Here is a 17,671-nt window from a genome sequence, read left to right as displayed (position 1 = left end):
ATAAATTCATCTCCGTCCCTGATACGGTTAAAATTATATGCTCTAGAGATTGTATCAAATTTACTTAATCTTTATGCAGATTGGTATTAGTGTTAGTTAAGCTAATTTCTCTGGCATCAATCAACAAAGTGATTTGCGTATATTTTGGTATTAAGATTGTCCGTACGCGCTATGGATAAAAGTTAAACGCATACAAAAGCTATAAGGTGAAAGTTTAATTTAATAGATAGATAAGCAATTTTGGGTGTGTTTTTTTACGCTGTAGGTATAAATGAAGTAATAGTGAATATAAAGTGGTGCCCGAGGCCGGACTTGAACCGGCACGACTTGTTAGTCGAGGGATTTTAAATCCCTTGTGTCTACCAATTCCACCACTCGGGCATCGAGTTTGCTAATTAAAGCGTGTGGAGTAATTATTTGGAGGCGGAACCCGGAGTCGAACCGGGGTAAACGGATTTGCAATCCGGTGCATGGCCACTCTGCCATTCCGCCTAAATGTAACAAATAATTTGGAGCGGCACACGAGGCTCGAACTCGTGACCTCGACCTTGGCAAGGTCGCGCTCTACCAACTGAGCTAGTGCCGCATAATTAGATATAATTCTTTGTAAGAAATATTTTTTATCGCCCTTAAATTACCTTGGTTGAGTAATTTAAAGTGGTGCCCGAGGCCGGACTTGAACCCGCACGACCTGTTAGTCGAGGGATTTTAAGTCCCTTGTGACTACCAATTGCACCACTCGGGCTTCGAGTTAGCTATTTAAAGCAAGTGGATACAACTAATATGGAGCGGCACACGAGGCTCGAACTCGTGACCTCGACCTTGGCAAGGTCGCGCTCTACCAACTGAGCTAGTGCCGCATCATATTAATTCTAATTACTACATTTTTAAAAGTTACATTTGGTATATGCAACTAAACCACAAAGTGGTGCCCGAGGCCGGACTTGAACCGGCACGACTTGTTAGTCGAGGGATTTTAAATCCCTTGTGTCTACCAATTCCACCACTCGGGCATCGAGTTTGCTAATTAAAGCGTGTGGAGTGTTGATTGGAGGCGGAACCCGGAGTCGAACCGGGGTAAACGGATTTGCAATCCGGTGCATGGCCACTCTGCCATTCCGCCTCAATACTGGGTAACCTTTGATAAACTGGAGCGGCACACGAGGCTCGAACTCGTGACCTCGACCTTGGCAAGGTCGCGCTCTACCAACTGAGCTAGTGCCGCATAACGCATGTAAGTATTAATATGTTTCATCGCAACCTTGTCGCGGTAAAACATTCTAGCAACTTAACCAGTGTCACTTTGTTTATCTAGGGGGCTATGCCCTCTCAACACGGACGCATTCTACAGAGATTATTAAACGCGTCAATACAAAAAATGCTAGTTTTGAACTGTTTGATTATTTTTTATCTAAAACGGTGCGTTATTATACGTTTAGAGTCAATTTTTAGTCAATTCAGACCACGCTGCTATCAAATATTGCAGCATAGAAGTAACCGTTAAGAAGGTCGCAATGTAAAGTAAGCCATAACTTAAGTACATCATCCAACTATCGTATTGCCAAATGAGTCCAATAATAGCTAACATTTGCGCAGCAGTTTTAAACTTACCCATATTTGATACAGCTACATTACCACGCTTGCCTTGCTCTGCCATCCATTCTCGAAGTGCTGAGATAACAATTTCTCTGCTTATTATGATTAAAGCAGGAATAGTCATATACATTGATTGATAATAACTAGCTAAAGCAACCAATGCTGTACACACCATCACTTTGTCAGCAACAGGATCTAAGAATGCACCAAATGGCGTAGACTGCTCAAGCTTGCGCGCTAGATAGCCATCAAGAATATCAGTGATCGATGCAAGCCAGAAAATAAAAGCTGCAGCAAAGAAAGCCCATGAATAAGGCAGATAAAATACCACCAAAAAAATGGGGATAAGAAAAAGTCTAAATGTTGTGAGTGTGTTTGGAATATTCCACATAACTACTTGGGGATGTCTTTTTTTCTATATTCGCACGAAGGGCTAGCCCTTGTCATGCAAATGGTTAAATATCTTCTCAGCCATGTCAGAGCTGATCCCGGGTACTTGCTTTAATTGATCTATATTAGCAGCTTTTACTCCCTGCATGCCCCCTAAAAATTTTAATAATGTTTGGCGTCGTACCGAGCCGATACCACCTATCTCTTCTAATAGTGATTGAGTGCGTTGTTTTTGCCGCTTGTTACGGTGCCCTGCAATAGCAAAGCGATGTGATTCATCGCGAATATGTTGGATCAAATGTAGCGCTGGTGCGTCTGAATCCATTGGGATTGTTTTCCGGCCACCATCAATTAATAGTGTTTCAAGGCCTGGCCTACGACTGGTGCCTTTTGCCACACCGACTAACAGCGGCATTTTTGCATGTGGCCAATTAGCAAAGTACTGCTCGGCACGAGAAAGTTGTCCTTTACCACCGTCGATAAAAATCACATCAGGAATTTTATCTTCGTCAACCAACTTGTTGTAACGCTTGTTTAACGCAAACTCCATTGCAGCATAATCATCACCTCCAGTGATCCCTGTGACATTAAAGCGTCGATATTCTTTATTATTCGGTCCTTGCGAATCAAACACCACACAACTGGCAACTGTGTTTTCTCCCATTGTATGGCTGATATCAAAACATTCCATACGATTAATATCATCAAGCCCTAACGTCGCTTTAAGTTGTGCGTAACGCTTATTAATCGAATCCTGAGTGCTTTGCTTCACGGTAATACTATTAAGCGCATTCTTATTAGCGAGCTGTAAGTATTGCGCACGCTCACCGCGTGTAACTGTTTTTAAAGTTACTTTGCGTTCACTCACTTGGCTTAATGCTTCACTGAGTACATCAACTTCATCAAGTGCAAATGGCAAAATAACTTCTTTAGCAATTCGCCCTGTTGCACCTGGCGCTAAATAATATTGCCCAAGAAATGAAGCCAGTATTTCTTGTGGCTGTGAATCTTTCGGTACTTTTGGAAAGTACGTTTTGCTACCGAGTACTTTATGATCGCGGATCATCAACAAATGAATGCCATTAAGGCCATTTAAATGAGCAAAACCCACAACATCCATTTCGGCATAATTACCTGATATTGATTGTTGCTCTTGCATTTTACGCAGTAGCATTATTTGATCGCGTACTTTAGCTGCCAATTCAAATTGCAAAGCGTGGCTCGCAGCTTCCATTTTAGAGATCAACGCTGCGATGACTTCATGAGATTTGCCAGTCAAAAATTTACGTACAAAATCAACTTGCTGATTGTATTCATCGTCACTCACTTCATTCACGCAAGGTGCAGAACAACGTTTTAGCTGAAATTGCAAACAAGGTCGACTGCGAACGCGATAATACGCATCTTCACATTGACGAACAGGAAATATTTTCTGCATTAACCGCAAACTTTCAGAGACAGCGCCAGCGCTTGGAAATGGCCCAAAATACTCGCCTTTCACTTTGCGGCTACCGCGATGAAATGCAAGTCTTGGATGTTTGTGAGCAGTTAATAAAATATACGGATAGGATTTATCATCACGCAGTAAAATATTGTAACGTGGCTGATATTTTTTTATTAAGTTATTTTCAAGCAGTAAGGCTTCGGTTTCAGTATTGGTTAAAGTGATGTCAATATCACTAATGTTACTGACTAAAGCGCGAGTCTTGCCATCCGTGACATTGCTACGAAAATAGCTACTAACACGTTTTTTAAGGTTTTTAGCTTTACCAACATAAATAACTTTATCATCACTATCAAGCATCCGATAAACGCCGGGTTCGCTTGATAGTGTTTTTAAGAAATGGGCGTGATCAAATTCTGCCATGGGGCAACACTAGTGGGCGCTGTCGATGTCGATCATCTTATGACGAATAGCCAAATGAGTTAGTTCAACATCACCACCCACATTCAGCTTTTCAAACATTCTATAGCGATAACTGTTCACTGTTTTAGAACTTAAATTAAGGCGTTCGGCAATGTCTTGCACCTTTTCACCTTTAGTGATCATTAACATGATCTGTAATTCACGTTCAGATAAACTCTGAAATGGACTTTCATCAGTACGACCCGTCACTTGCGCAAGGGCAATTTGTTGAGCTATTTCTGGTGCAATATAGCGTTGTCCTGCATTTACTGCGCGAATTGCATTGACCATTTCATCAGAGCCCGCCCCTTTGGTTAAGTAACCATGAGCGCCAATTTGCATCACTTTACTTGGGAATGGGTCTTCACAATGTACAGTTAACACAATAATTTTCACATCAGGGCAATAGCGACAAATTTTCTTGGTCGCTTCTAATCCGCCAATACCTGGCATATTCATGTCCATTAGCACAATATCAGGAGAATGCTGACGGCAAAACTGTACCGCTTCTTCACCTGTTTTAGCTTCACCAATTACTTTAAACCCACGAACATCATCTAAAATACGTTTGATACCCGTTCGTACGAGTTCATGGTCATCAACTAAAAGTACATTAATCAATGGGACACCCTCATATAACCTAACAGCATGTCAGTATGACAATTTAATTCGTCACACTAACACAGAAAATCTGAAACGATAACCCAATTATCGTTTCAGATAACTAATTTAAGATGGCGTTTTTTCACTGAAGCGGTCAACCCACAAGGCAATTACCCCATCACCGGTAACATTACAGGCTGTGCCAAAACTATCCTGAGCCAGATAAAGCGCTATCATGAGTGCCACAGCACCTTCATTGAAACCGAGCATGCTGGTTAATAAACCCAGCGCAGACATGACTGCCCCGCCCGGAGCACCCGGCGCGGCAATCATTACCACACCTAGCATCATAATAAACGGCAACATCCCAAATAATGATGGTACATCCATATTTGGTGATAAAAACATCACCGCCATCGCGCAAGTTACGATAGTGATCGTTGAGCCAGATAGATGAATAGTCGCACACAAAGGTACAGTAAAGTTAGCAACATCTTCTTTTACATTATTTGCTTTGCTTGAGCGTAAAGACACTGGAATAGTCGCAGCGCTTGACATAGTGCCTAAGGCTGTAAAGTAAGCTGGGAGCATATTTTTAATTAATTCAATTGGGTTGCGTTTTAATAAAATACCCGTACCGATATAAAGAATACTTAACCATACCCAATGCATTATTAATGCAGCAATCAACACCACACCAAACGTTTGTAAGGTATCAACAACAGTGCCTGCAACTGTCATCTCAGCAAACACACCTGCAATATAAAACGGTAATGCTGGAATAATAACTTTTGCTAGCAAACCATCAATCACATCGCGGCCCTGATCCGATACTTTTTTCAAGGTCTCTAGCTCTAATTGGCTCATACCGATGCCAAACACAAACGCTGTGGCAAGCGCGGTCATAACACCCATCAATGGTGGGATCTCTAAATCAATAAAACTTGCCATTTCGGTTGCTATTTCAGCTTCAAAGGTTAAACCGCCATCAAATAACGGAATAATTGCACTAACAACCATCACAGCTAATGTGCCTGCAATAATGGTCGAACCGTAGGCGAAACCAACGGTTTTACCTAACAAATGGCCTGAACCTTTTGGTAAACCTGCAATTCCTGATGCTATAAAAAATAAAATAATTAGTGGAATAGTAAAAGTGATCAGCTGACCAATTATTTCTTTTACCGTGTAAAGGAGTTCAACACCTGTTAGTGGAACATATAAGCCCACTAAAATACCGGCCAATATACCGGCAATTAATTTTAAGATTAAAGTCATTGTCATCACTTCATAAATTTTGATGGGTGAGGTTTTAGCATGTTTTTAATTATATGTATCATAAAACCGCTCAACAACAGCCTGTTTGCACAAAATACAATCACTTTTAGCGTTAAACGCCCGTCTAATTTGTTCATTATAATATCAACTAGGCAATTCATTATGATCTAGCGCATATAAATTTTGGTCAGTATTTGTATCCCTAGTAATCCTATGTCAGCATAACTGATAGTATTTTGGTCTTAATAACTATACTTACAAGCAGTCGCTGTTTTTATTTCATTCAGTTATAAGCCGAATAGATATATCTTATAGCCAAACTTTACTTTAGTTTTTTTAATTCAGCAGTAAAGTGTCACTATTACAGATCGATTACATAAAAATCGGTCACGATTGAATAAATTGCACCTAAGGGAACATTATGTCTACTTTTTTTGAAGATAACTCACTAAGCATCGGTAACACACCGTTGGTAAAACTTAATCGTGTTACAGGTGGGAATGTATACGCTAAAGTTGAGTCGCGTAACCCAAGCTTTAGTATTAAATGCCGCATTGGTGCATCGATGATTTGGGAGGCTGAAAAATCAGGTCAACTTACCAAAGACAAAGAGCTCATCGAGCCTACTTCAGGTAACACAGGTATTGCACTGGCATTTGTTGCAGCCTCTCGTGGTTACAAGTTAACGCTTACGATGCCAAACACTATGAGCTTAGAACGTCGTAAACTATTAAAAGCACTTGGTGCAAACCTTGTACTTACAGATGGCGCTAAAGGTATGAACGGTGCGATCGCTAAGGCAAAGGAAATTCAAGCATCAGCCCCTGAAAAGTTTATTTTATTGCAACAATTCGAAAACCCTGCAAACCCTAAAATTCACTTTGAAACAACAGGCCCAGAAATCTTTAATGCATTAGATGGTAAAGTTGATTTCTTTGTGGCTGGTGTGGGTACTGGAGGTACAATTACTGGTGTCAGCCGTTATTTGAAACTTGAAAAAGGCCTTAATGTAAAATCAAGCGCTGTTGAACCAACTAATTCGCCAGTGATCAGCCAAACACTCGCGGGTGAAGAAATTAAACCTGGGCCACATAAAATTCAAGGTATTGGCGCAGGCTTTATTCCTGGTAATTTAGATCTATCAATGATCGATGGTGTAGAGCAAGTGTCTAATGAAGAATGTATAGCAATGGCTCATGAGCTGATGAAAAAAGAAGGTATATTAGTTGGTATTTCATCTGGCGCTGCGGTTGTTGCGGCAAAACGCATTGCTGAGTTACCTGAAAATGCAGGTAAAAATGTCGTAGTAATTTTACCTAGTGCAACTGAACGTTATTTATCAAGCCCACTTTTTGCTGAAGAGTTTTCAGAGCAAGAGCTGGTTCAATAAGTTTAAATAGCTTTTGAAAAAGGATGCAAACTGCATCCTTTTTTATTATTTATTGCATTCACATCACTAATTCTTACCGTAAACTTTACATCTGTCGTATTTCGTCACACACTAAATCATCACTAATAAATCTATTTATCTAATGAAATCATTTATAACTCTTTGCACTGCTACATTTTTACTGCTGTTAAGCGGCTGTGGAAATGAAGATTCACCAAAAGGTGAAAAAAATACCCCAGGAAATAGCGCAGCACTATTTTTTGATACACTTTATAACGAACAGGATCTGAGCAAAGCCACTACCATGGCCACACCTAAAATGGCGCGGATCATGAACTCTTATGGCACCTCAAAACAATTTGCCCGCAATTTAGTCAACATGCAATACGATGATGTAGTAATTGAAGTTGATATGACTAATATGAGTTTAAGAGAACAGTATGGCGATACAGCCAATATCAACCTTATTTTCACAGGCCACTTCAATGGTAATAAAGTTGATGATATGCGCAGCGTAAAAATGGTGCGTAAAAAAGGCAATTGGTATGTTGATAAAATCAATGCCGATCCTTTTGCACGCTAACGCTTTATATTAAATATTTAAATAGCTTAACAAGCCTTGCTCGCAGCAAGGCTTGTTAGTTTTCGCTATTACAGTTCACCTGGCTGATAATTATCTACCGCAATAGCCTGTTTGCGTAGGTTATTTGCAGCATGTAGCTTTTCGCCTTGCTCATCAGTTATTAACTGTTTTTCAAGCGCACTGTCGATTGCAGTTGCTATATCAGCATTACGGTTAAGTGTGCCGTCACGTTGCCATTTCTTCAATCGTTTGAAGGCGGAGCTGGTATCATGCATCGCCATAAACGCATTCTCCATCACACCAGTACCCGCTTTATCATCCACATAACATAAATGAGTTAAGCGGTTTCTAAATACCCCAGGTTGGGTCATATGCTCACAAATTGTTTGTGCAAGTTCATCACTTGGGCGCTGATAATGATTACCAAGCGGAAATACAATACGTTTTAAAATGAAGTTAATAACTGGGTTTGAAAAGTTTTTGAAAAAACCGTCAAATGCTTGGCCAATTTCAAACAGTGACAATTCAACCGCATATTTTACGAACGGAAGATCAGCTTGTTGACGCCCCTCGTCTTCAAAACGTTTTAATACACAAGATGCTAAGTATAAGTGGCTTAAGACATCCCCTAAACGCGCTGAAATCATCTCTTTACGTTTAAGCTCACCACCAAGTACTAACATTGCCACATCAGTGCTAAAGGCAAGTCCTCGGCTCATACGCCCTAACTGCTTATAATATGAAGCAGTCTCACCGCAAACGGGCGATTTTGCAAAATAGCTTCGCGTTAATCCATGTATAAAAGCCATACTCGCATTAGTAGCGGCAAATAAAATATGCTGCAGTAATAATGAATCAAATTCTTTTAACGCAAGATCGTCATCTTCCATTGCTGCGGCTTCCATTTCTTTGAGTACAAATGGGTGGCAACGAGTTGCACCTTGACCGAAAATCATCAGATTACGGGTTAAAATATTCGCCCCTTCAACAGTAATTGATACTGGAATGCCCATATAACCGTGCGCTAAATAGTTATTTGGCCCCACTTGGATCCCCTTACCCGAATGAATGTCCATAGCATCATTCATTACCGTACGGCCCATCTCTGTCATATGATATTTGGCAATCGCAGTCACCACTGATGGGCTTAATTTTAAATCAATGGCTCCGGCAGTCATTAAGCGGCATGATTCAAGACTATAGGTTAGTCCACCAATGCGAGCCAGCGCCTCTTGCACGCCTTCAAACTGCCCGATAGAAACACCAAATTGTTGACGTACCATTGCATAGGCCGATGTCATACGGGCACATAAATGCCCTGTTGCACTGCTCAATGCTGGTAATGAAATACCGCGCCCGGCACTTAAGCACTCAACCAACATCCGCCAACCTCGTCCAGCCCCTTTTTGACCGCCAATGATCCAATCAAGAGGAATAAATACATCTTTACCGTAGGTTGTGCCATTCATAAACGCCATATTCAATGGATAATGGCGCTCACCCGTTTCCACACCAGGGTGATCTGTTGGGATCAGCGCACAGGTTATACCTAGCTCTTTATGTTTACCAAGTAATCCATCGGGATCATACATTTTAAAAGCAAGTCCAAGAACCGTTGCTACGGGTGCAAGCGTAATGTAGCGTTTTGACCAATTTAATCGTAAGCCTACAACTTCTTGGCCTTCAAACTCACCCTTACACACTACGCCAGAGTCAGGAATACTGCCAGCATCAGAGCCTGCTTCAGGGCCTGTTAGAGCAAAACACGGCACATCATCCCCTTTCGCAAGTGAAGGTAACCAGCGCTCTTGCTGCTCTTTTGTACCATAATGTAATAGTAATTCACCAGGGCCTAAACTGTTGGGCACCATCACGGTGACTGCAGCTGTTAAGCTTTTAGTGGCGATTTTAGCTACGATGGTTGAGTTTGCAATTGCTGAAAACTGGCGTCCGCCAAATTTCTCGGGAATGATCAGCGCAAAGAAACCTTGGGTCTTTAGGTAATCCCATACTTCTTTTGGCAAGTCTTTATCTTTTTGCACAATATGATAGTCATCAAGCATTGCCAACAGTGTGTCCACTTCATTGTCTAAAAATATTCGCTCTTTTTCGCTCAACTCTGGCTTTGGGTAGCTGTGAAGTAGTTGCCAATCAGGATTGCCACTAAATAGTTCTCCATCCCACCACACGTCGCCCGCTTCCATCGCTTCACGCTCAGTTTGCGAAAGCGGCGGTAATACCTTTTTAAACATTTTAAATGTCGGGCGACTGACGAGATTTAAGCGGATATCTTTAACCGCAAAAATAACTATCACCAACACCAGTAACAAAATAAACACTGACATGGAAACTATCCTTATTAATTAATAAAACAGATTGACTTAATTATGACCGATCCTTTAATAAATACAATGCCACTGTAAACTCGCATTGCCTGAGCTAAAAAGTCGGTTATTGATAAACTTTGCCTAACACATAGACGCTGCTATCATCCTACCCGATAAATAACAAATATAAGGGTTAACATGACTACTCCACATTTTAAGCTCAGTTTGAGCGCAATAATGGTTGCCAGCACATTAGCATTAAGCGGCTGTAACCAAGAAGCCACTAACACAGTAACTCAAGCTGCAAGCCCTGCGCCGGTAACTGCAAAAGACGCGCAAGCCTTTTTAGATACGACAGAGCAAGAGCTCAGTGCTTTATATCTAGAATCAAGTCGCGCGGAATGGATATACGCTAACTTTATAACGCATGATACATCAGCCCTATCAGCTGAAGTAAATCGTAAAATGACCGAAGCGGTGGTTCGCCTTGCTAACGAAGCTGCACAGTTTGACTCTCTCGAACTTGATTATGACGCACGTCGTAAACTCGACAAATTAAAATTGGCACTGACTTTACCTGCCCCACAAGATGCAGAAAAAACAGCAAAACTATCACAGCTTGTGGCTGAACTTGGCGGTATATATGGTAAAGGTAAATATTGTAAAGACGATGGCAGCTGTTTAAGCCTAGGTGATATGACTGCAACAATGGCCACCAGCCGTGATTACAACGAACTGCTTGATTTATGGCAAGGTTGGCGCCAGGTATCAAAACCAATGCGTCCACTGTATGAACAACAAGTTGTATTAACCAATGAAGGCGCTAAAGAGCTTGGTTATGCAGACACTGGTGCAATGTGGCGTAGTAAGTATGATATGCCAGCAGATGATTTTGCCAAAGAACTTGATCGTATTTGGGGGCAAGTAAAACCATTATATGATTCGCTGCATTGTCATGTTCGTGCCAAGTTAGGTGAAAAATACGGTGAAGACAAAGTACCTCAAGACCAACCTATCCCAGCGCATTTATTAGGTAATATGTGGGCGCAATCGTGGGGCAACATTTACGATGTAGTCGCACCTGAAAATGCCGATCCTGGTTATGATGTAACCGCATTATTAGCCGAGCATAACTACGATGAACTTAAAATGGTACGCGGCGCTGAAAAATTTTTCACCTCAATGGGATTTGCACCTTTACCTGACACCTTTTACCAACGTTCGTTATTCACTAAACCTGCCGATCGTGATGTACAGTGCCATGCTTCAGCGTGGAATATAGATAGTAAAGACGACTTACGCATTAAAATGTGTATTCAGCGTACTGGTGAAGAATTCTCAGTTATTCACCATGAGTTAGGTCACAACTTCTACCAACGCGCTTACAATACCCAACCGCTTTATTATCAAGAAAGTGCTAACGACGGTTTCCACGAAGCCATTGGCGATACCATTGCGCTTTCGGTAACACCTGGTTACTTAAAAGAAATTGGTTTATTAGAGCAAGTGCCTGATGAATCGAAAGACATTGGCTTATTAATGAAGATGGCGCTGGATAAAGTTGCCTTTATTCCATTTGGTTTACTTGTGGACCAATGGCGTTGGCAAGTATTTTCAGGTGCAGTAACCCCTGAAAACTACAATAAGGCATGGTGGGAATTACGTGAAAAGTACCAAGGTGTAAAAGCACCTATCGCACGAAGCGAAGCTGACTTTGATCCAGGTGCAAAATATCATGTGCCAGGTAATACACCTTATACACGTTACTTCTTAGCGCATATTTTACAGTTTGATTTCCACCGTAGTTTATGTGAAATAGCAGGTAACAAAGAAGCCATTCATCGCTGCTCAGTATACAACTCTAAAGAAGCAGGTGAAAAACTCAATGCTATGCTAGAAATGGGTTCAAGCCGCCCTTGGCAAGAAGCATTAGCCACCGTAACAGGTAAACCTGAAATGGATGCAACAGCCCTACTTGATTACTTTGCGCCACTGCAAAAATATCTTGATGAGCAAAATAAAGGCCGTCAATGTGGTTGGTAAGTTAACTAGTTAAATAGCAAAATGCAAAAGCCCGCTCAATTGAGCGGGCTTTTTTAGTATTGCAGTACTAAATTTACAGTTTGATTAGAACTGTAAGCTTACATTTGCAAAGTAAGCGTCATAACCAGAATCATCCCAGTTATTACCGTAACCCGCTTTTAAGCCAACATTTTTGTTGAAGAAATGTTGAGCACCAAAAGTGTAATCATCGTTTTTATTAAATGTAACAAACGCTGATGTCGCTTTAGTGAAGTAGTAATTAGAACCTAATTCCCATGAACTACCACTGTCGTCAGTATCTGAAATAGTACCTTCAACTGTTAGGTAGTTACCTTGCTTAAGGTCCATGAAATATTTTGCATTCACTGCACGGTAATCAAACTCATCGTCTGATGTTAAAGTGAAGCCGATGTAATCTGTGCTGTTTAATTGGTGGTTATATGCTAAATCGAACATAAACACATTATCAGCATCTTCAACATCAATAAACGTTGCTTTTAATAATAAATTTGGATTAAAAAAGTAACCTGCTGATACATTAATTTCATCTGTGCTTGAACCGAAATCGCTGTCATGGTTGCTGTATTTAGCACCCACAACGAAATTCTCAACGAAATACTCACCACCAATAGTCGCTACATCACTAGAGTCATTATCAATGTATGAACCATATACGTTGGTTTGCTTATTGATGTACTCAAATTGATCGTAAGGACCTAAAGTCGCTTTTGGAGAGAAGTAATACGTTGAATCAACGCTCACTGTGTCGTTGCCATCGGTATCCTTATATCCTAAATGGCTAATTGACTGATAGTTATCCGCAGCAGTCGCGGCACTAGAAAGAAGAATACTCGAAATAATAACTGCTAATTTTTTCATAAAAAGATTTCCCTATTTTACATTGTTTTATTGCTACAAGGTTTAACGTTTAACCGGTTGGTTAAGACGGGGCACATCCTAACGCGAGTAAACTGAATCGAAACTTAACTAAGTGCTTGTATTTGATTATAAAAATGTAAGTGAATGTAGGAAAATGTAAAAAAAAAGTAGCGAACAGGAATGTTAATCGCTACCATTTTAAGAGCTCAATTATGATTAAAGCGCGTACTGGCTGATTATCCGGTACACATCATTGATATTATCACCCGATTTAAAGTCTTTACTGATCGGTGTTGGATCAGAGCCAACCCAAATTTTTAATTCAGCATCTAAATCAAAATGACCGGCACTTTCTTTACTAAACTTGGTAATTTTTGAATAAGCGATACTGATCATCTCTATTTTTGAGCCAGTGACCCCCTGCTTATCTAACAAAATTAAACGTTTGTTAGTAAAAATAAACATATCACGTACCACTTTATAGGCTTTTTCGACTTGTTCACCTTCAATCAGGGTATTTGCCAATACTTTTTCTAAATCATCGTCATCAACTTCACTGGCATTACCCATTAAACCACTTAATAAACCCATTATATTTGCTCCTGTTTAAATATTTGATTTTCTAATGTATGCCCGTTTACCAATTGGCGATAACGCCAACCTTGCTGATAACAATGTTGCAGTATGGTGATATCAAATGGTGTCGCCGTTTTTTGGTACTCAATAACATATTCTTTAGCTTGACTCATATATACTTTAGACACATCTGCTAAGGCTTGTATTTTGGCTTCAACATCTGGGTAATGCTCGCTCAGTAACAATGTAATAAATCCAGACTCTAGTTCGCTATTATCACTGTGTGTTGGATGCTCTGTGAGCTTGCCTTTATCAAGGTGCAGTACATGTGAACATAAGCGTTCTAGTTCAGTTAAATCATGCGAGCTTAAAATAAAGGTAGCCTCACTGCTAAGATTCGCAACCACTTCGCGTACTTCGCGAGCATGAATAGGATCAAGCCCAGCGGTTGCTTCATCCAACATGACTATTTGTGGTTTCCCGATCAACGCTTGACCTATGGTGACACGTTTACGCATTCCATGTGATAAATCATCAGAACGCTGTTTAGCAACGTCAGCTAGTCCGACTAACTCAAGTACGCGGATCGCTTCTGCTTGGCTTTGCTTATTTGACAGCCCTTGTAGCTGGCCATAAAACGCCAGTTGGTGAGCGATACTAAAGCGCGGATCAAGTTGAGCATCTTGTGGTAACGCACTGAGCTTGCCAAACAATTCACTACTGCCGGGGTTATGCCCAATAATATTGAGCGTGCCTTTTGTTGGTAAAATATAACCGCATAACAAACTAAACAAGGTGGTTTTACCAGCACCATTTGGCCCAACCAATGCTACTGGCGCGCCTTGCTGGATCTCAAAACTTACCTGATCAAGGGCCAATTTATTACCATACTGCTTAGTTAAACCTGTTGCGTGTATTAGTGTGCTCATAGAGAACTCCTTGCAAAAATACGCTGAGCAATCGCTAGCATCACGGTAGTTTGTATTAACGCAATGCCAATGCTATTAAATATTCCTGCGTTTTGTCCTGCCATTTGATCAAGTTGTACGCCAGGGAAAACATAATCAAGCATTGCCAAAACGGGTATTTGCCAGCTTAAAATACTGACCACAATATTCCCGCCAGCAAAAAATAATACGGCAAGCACCACAGTTAAACGCGCTGAGCGTGCAAAAGTATTTAACAACGTCATTAGTGCTATAAAGGGCAAAACAGCAATTAATAAATAACAGAACAAAACAAAGCTGCGACTTATGCCACTGACTAATAATGCTGGATCTCTAAAGACCATAACTGCAACTGAAGCTACCAAGGTAACAAGTATTAATGCTGCTAAAATAAATACCTGTCCTAAAAAGCGGCCAAATAACATTTCATTTCGGGTAGCTCTAAGAGATAAAAAGCGTAGTGTTCCTCGTTGTTTATCACCAACAAGTTGGTCGCTACATAAAAACAAGCAGAAACTAGGAAAGCTATACAATGCAATTAACCAATACATTGCTAATTCAGCTTCAGGCCAATCGAGTAATTTACTCAGTCCAATAGCACCAAATACTTGTTGTGCTAAATCGGCTATTTGGGGCGAACTAATTAAGCTGACCGCTTGACCTATCGGATAGCGTAAAATCAATAACCAACAAATCGAAAATGCGGCAACAGCAAGTAAGCCGCGCTTGGTTAAAAATAATCTCACTAGTTCAAACTGGGCAATCTTTAATAATCGCTGAGGGTGGAGTTGCGTCACAGATATTCCTTATTAATCTATATACAGCTTACACTAAGGGCAAACGTGTTGAATTACTAGCAAAAAAAAGCCCGTATTAATACGAGCTTTGTAACAAATAATGTAGTCTTACTGATCCGCAGGCTACAAATTCTGTTGATATATGTCGAGTGCTTGGCTTAAATCAGCGATCAAATCGTCCACATCTTCAAGGCCTATATGTAAGCGGATCACTGGCCCTTGCGTCCAACCAGTTACTGAGCGTAAACCTTTCATAGTTAAGTTGGCAGTCACTAAACTCTCAAAGCCTCCCCACGAGAAGCCCATTTTAAAATGCTCTAAACTATCTAAAAAGGCATCAATCGCGCTTTGGTTCCCTTGTTTCATAACAAAAGAAAATAAGCCATTACTACCATCAAAATCACGCTTAAAAAACTCATGACCCGGACACGTTGCAAATGCTGGATGACGAATATGGTCAACCAATGGATGCTGCTCTAACCACTTCGCAACTTCAATCGCGGCTTTTTCATGCTGATTTAAACGTACCGCCATAGTGCGCAGGCCTCTTAACGCTAAATAGGCGTCATCAGCCGACGTACATTGACCAAGTAAATATGAATTTTCTCGTAGTGTCGGCCAGTATTTTTTATTGGCCACTGCCACACCCATCATCACGTCCGAATGACCCACAATGTATTTAGTTGCCGCTTGAATACTAATATCCACCCCGTGTTCAAGTGGGCGATAATGCAAGCCATTACCATAGGTGTTATCAAGCATGGTCATTACCTCATGCTCATTGGCAACTGCAACCATGGCTGGTACATCTTGAATTTCCATGGTGATAGAACCTGGCGACTCTAAAAACAGCACTTTGGTGTTGTCTTTGATCAGCGCTTTAATATCTGCTCCAATTGTTGGAGGATAATAAGTCGTCTCAACGCCAAAGCCAGCTAAAATTTTATCGCAAAAATCACGCGTTGGTTCATAAGCATTATCTACCATTAAGATATGATCGCCCGCTTTCAAAAAAGCCAATAGTGTGCTGCTAATGGCCGCTGCACCACATGGATAAAGCGCACATCCCTCACCACCTTCAAGCTCAGTGATCGCCTCTTGTAATGCAAAATGTGTAGTAGTACCACGACGACCATAAAAAAGTGTTTTATCGCCACGTTTTTTTGCCGCTTCTTTAAGCTCTGCCACTGAATCAAAAACAACTGTCGATGCACGTTGCACTACGGGGTTAACCACCCCATGAGTATATGCTTTTTTACGTCCGGTACTTACTAACAGCGTACTTTTATTGCTTTTTGTCGTCATCATTAATCCTTAAAATATTTCGTTAGAACATACTCTGCACTATGCTTAATCTTGCAAATTACACCAATAGTCGATTAAATAGCGCGAGATAGAATCAGCTCTTGGTAGCTTTAAATGCTCCCCCTCTTCGTGCCAATTGCCAAATTGAGCAAGCTCTTCACGGCTAAACCACCGCGCATCGTCTAGTTCGTCTTTATCAACCTGGATATCTTCCGTAACAGCTTCAGCGATAAAGCCCAGCATAATCGATGATGGAAATGGCCACGGCTGCGAGGCAATATACTTAACATTTTCAACCACAATGCCCGCTTCTTCCATCACTTCACGCGCCACCGCTTGCTCTAAGCTTTCGCCCGGATCAACAAAACCAGCTAAAGACGAATACATACCTGCTGCCCACACAGCTTGGCGACCAAGTAAACAGCGTTCAACACCATCAGCAAATGTACGCGTTACCACCATGATCACGGCCGGATCAGTTCGCGGAAACGTTTGGTGTTTACACCCATCATTACTACATAAACGTGAATGACCCGCTTCAACCAGCTCATTTTCGCTGCCACAACGTCCACAAAAACGATGAGTTGCATGCCAGTAACACAAACCTCGTGCCAGTGCAGCCATTGAGCCTTGCGCGATTTCCACTTGCACCCCAAAGCGACGAATATCGACAAACTCAGCGTCACCTATCAGCTGGCTTAAGGCGGCTTCGTCTAGCTTGCTTACATCAAGTGCGAAATGACTGGTTTGCTGCTCATCTAAACCTAAAAATATCGCTTCGTTTAGTGCTAAGTGACTCACATCACTAAAGCTTAAAAAAGTCACAGCAATATTATTTATATCAAATAAAGTGTGATTGTTATTCACCAATAACCAACGGCTTTGCTCATTTATTTGTGCTGCCACCCATTGTTGCTCTTTACGTAGGTTTGATGCGCGGTTTAAAGGCATCTGGCTGTAATTTAGCATGCTTATCCTTGTTACTATTTAGATGGCTAAAACTACCATAAGCTTACACGAAACCCAATTTATTACTGACGTTGAAACAGCC

Annotated in this window: 14 protein-coding genes and 8 tRNA genes; 3 read left to right on the top strand and 19 right to left on the bottom strand. The window is 41.0% G+C overall.

What is annotated here, in order from left to right; all coding sequences use genetic code 11:
* Positions 1-294: 294 nt before the first annotated feature.
* From H5232_RS11470 to H5232_RS11415, 12 genes are all read right to left on the bottom strand, one after another.
* Positions 295-381: transfer RNA gene (locus tag H5232_RS11470), tRNA-Leu, on the bottom strand.
* 37 nt (positions 382-418) lie between these two features.
* Positions 419-492, bottom strand: a tRNA-Cys gene (locus H5232_RS11465).
* Between the two features lie 18 nt (positions 493-510).
* Positions 511-586 (bottom strand) — tRNA-Gly (locus tag H5232_RS11460).
* Between the two features lie 72 nt (positions 587-658).
* Positions 659-745, bottom strand: a tRNA-Leu gene (locus H5232_RS11455).
* 39 nt (positions 746-784) lie between these two features.
* Positions 785-860 (bottom strand) — tRNA-Gly (locus tag H5232_RS11450).
* A gap of 66 nt (positions 861-926) precedes the next feature.
* Positions 927-1,013 (bottom strand) — tRNA-Leu (locus H5232_RS11445).
* A gap of 36 nt (positions 1,014-1,049) precedes the next feature.
* Positions 1,050-1,123, bottom strand: a tRNA-Cys gene (locus tag H5232_RS11440).
* A gap of 26 nt (positions 1,124-1,149) precedes the next feature.
* A tRNA-Gly gene (locus H5232_RS11435) sits at positions 1,150-1,225 on the bottom strand.
* 216 nt (positions 1,226-1,441) lie between these two features.
* Positions 1,442-1,987 carry a CDP-diacylglycerol--glycerol-3-phosphate 3-phosphatidyltransferase gene (gene pgsA / locus H5232_RS11430; RefSeq protein WP_145242294.1) on the bottom strand — a complete coding sequence of 182 codons (546 nt, stop codon included), beginning with the start codon at positions 1,985-1,987 and terminating at the stop codon, positions 1,442-1,444.
* A gap of 42 nt (positions 1,988-2,029) precedes the next feature.
* Positions 2,030-3,853, bottom strand: coding sequence for an excinuclease ABC subunit UvrC (uvrC, locus tag H5232_RS11425; RefSeq protein WP_145242296.1), 1,824 nt, complete (start codon positions 3,851-3,853; stop codon positions 2,030-2,032).
* Between the two features lie 9 nt (positions 3,854-3,862).
* Positions 3,863-4,513, bottom strand: a complete 651-nt coding sequence (uvrY, locus tag H5232_RS11420) for a UvrY/SirA/GacA family response regulator transcription factor (protein WP_016707677.1) — start codon at positions 4,511-4,513, stop codon at positions 3,863-3,865.
* Positions 4,514-4,621: 108 nt separating this feature from the next.
* Positions 4,622-5,773, bottom strand: coding sequence for a dicarboxylate/amino acid:cation symporter (locus H5232_RS11415; RefSeq protein WP_182830913.1), 1,152 nt, complete (start codon positions 5,771-5,773; stop codon positions 4,622-4,624).
* A gap of 421 nt (positions 5,774-6,194) precedes the next feature.
* Between H5232_RS11415 and cysK the strand changes: the two genes are divergently transcribed.
* Entirely contained in the window at positions 6,195-7,163 is a 969-nt protein-coding gene (gene cysK / locus H5232_RS11410) for a cysteine synthase A (protein WP_182830912.1), read from the top strand.
* A 142-nt stretch (positions 7,164-7,305) separates the two neighbouring features.
* Positions 7,306-7,746 (top strand): hypothetical protein, encoded by a 441-nt coding sequence (locus tag H5232_RS11405; RefSeq protein WP_182717977.1) that lies wholly within the window; start codon positions 7,306-7,308, stop codon positions 7,744-7,746.
* A gap of 68 nt (positions 7,747-7,814) precedes the next feature.
* Here the strand turns inward: H5232_RS11405 and H5232_RS11400 are convergent, their stop codons facing one another.
* Positions 7,815-10,091 carry an acyl-CoA dehydrogenase gene (locus H5232_RS11400; RefSeq protein WP_182717976.1) on the bottom strand — a complete coding sequence of 759 codons (2,277 nt, stop codon included), beginning with the start codon at positions 10,089-10,091 and terminating at the stop codon, positions 7,815-7,817.
* A 180-nt stretch (positions 10,092-10,271) separates the two neighbouring features.
* Here H5232_RS11400 and H5232_RS11395 point away from each other — a divergent pair, with 180 nt between their 5' ends.
* Positions 10,272-12,116, top strand: coding sequence for a M2 family metallopeptidase (locus H5232_RS11395; protein ID WP_149982965.1), 1,845 nt, complete (start codon positions 10,272-10,274; stop codon positions 12,114-12,116).
* 84 nt (positions 12,117-12,200) lie between these two features.
* Here H5232_RS11395 and H5232_RS11390 read toward each other — a convergent pair whose 3' ends face one another.
* The 6 genes from H5232_RS11390 to nudC all read right to left on the bottom strand — a co-directional run bounded on the left by H5232_RS11390 (position 12,201) and on the right by nudC (position 17,589).
* On the bottom strand, positions 12,201-12,995 hold the full coding sequence (locus H5232_RS11390) for a putative porin (protein ID WP_149982964.1): 795 nt from the start codon (positions 12,993-12,995) through the stop codon (positions 12,201-12,203).
* 216 nt (positions 12,996-13,211) lie between these two features.
* On the bottom strand, positions 13,212-13,586 hold the full coding sequence (locus H5232_RS11385) for a PH domain-containing protein (RefSeq protein WP_182784947.1): 375 nt from the start codon (positions 13,584-13,586) through the stop codon (positions 13,212-13,214).
* A complete protein-coding gene (locus H5232_RS11380) occupies positions 13,586-14,500 on the bottom strand; it encodes an ABC transporter ATP-binding protein (RefSeq protein ID WP_182784945.1) in 915 nt (304 codons plus the stop codon). Before H5232_RS11380 ends, H5232_RS11385 begins: the two co-directional genes overlap by 1 nt.
* Positions 14,497-15,315: an ABC transporter permease subunit gene (locus H5232_RS11375; RefSeq protein ID WP_182717973.1), complete on the bottom strand. Its 819-nt coding sequence runs from the start codon at positions 15,313-15,315 to the stop codon at positions 14,497-14,499. Before H5232_RS11375 ends, H5232_RS11380 begins: the two co-directional genes overlap by 4 nt.
* Positions 15,316-15,438: 123 nt before the next feature.
* Positions 15,439-16,620, bottom strand: a complete 1,182-nt coding sequence (locus tag H5232_RS11370; protein ID WP_182830914.1) for a cystathionine beta-lyase — start codon at positions 16,618-16,620, stop codon at positions 15,439-15,441.
* 45 nt (positions 16,621-16,665) lie between these two features.
* Positions 16,666-17,589: an NAD(+) diphosphatase gene (gene nudC, locus H5232_RS11365; protein WP_182717972.1), complete on the bottom strand. Its 924-nt coding sequence runs from the start codon at positions 17,587-17,589 to the stop codon at positions 16,666-16,668.
* Between the last annotated feature and the right edge of the window lie 82 nt (positions 17,590-17,671).

It is taken from the genome of Pseudoalteromonas sp. SG41-5 (assembly GCF_014164495.1).
Lineage (GTDB): Bacteria > Pseudomonadota > Gammaproteobacteria > Enterobacterales > Alteromonadaceae > Pseudoalteromonas > Pseudoalteromonas rhizosphaerae.
This window is presented reverse-complemented; position numbering and strand designations above follow the sequence as displayed.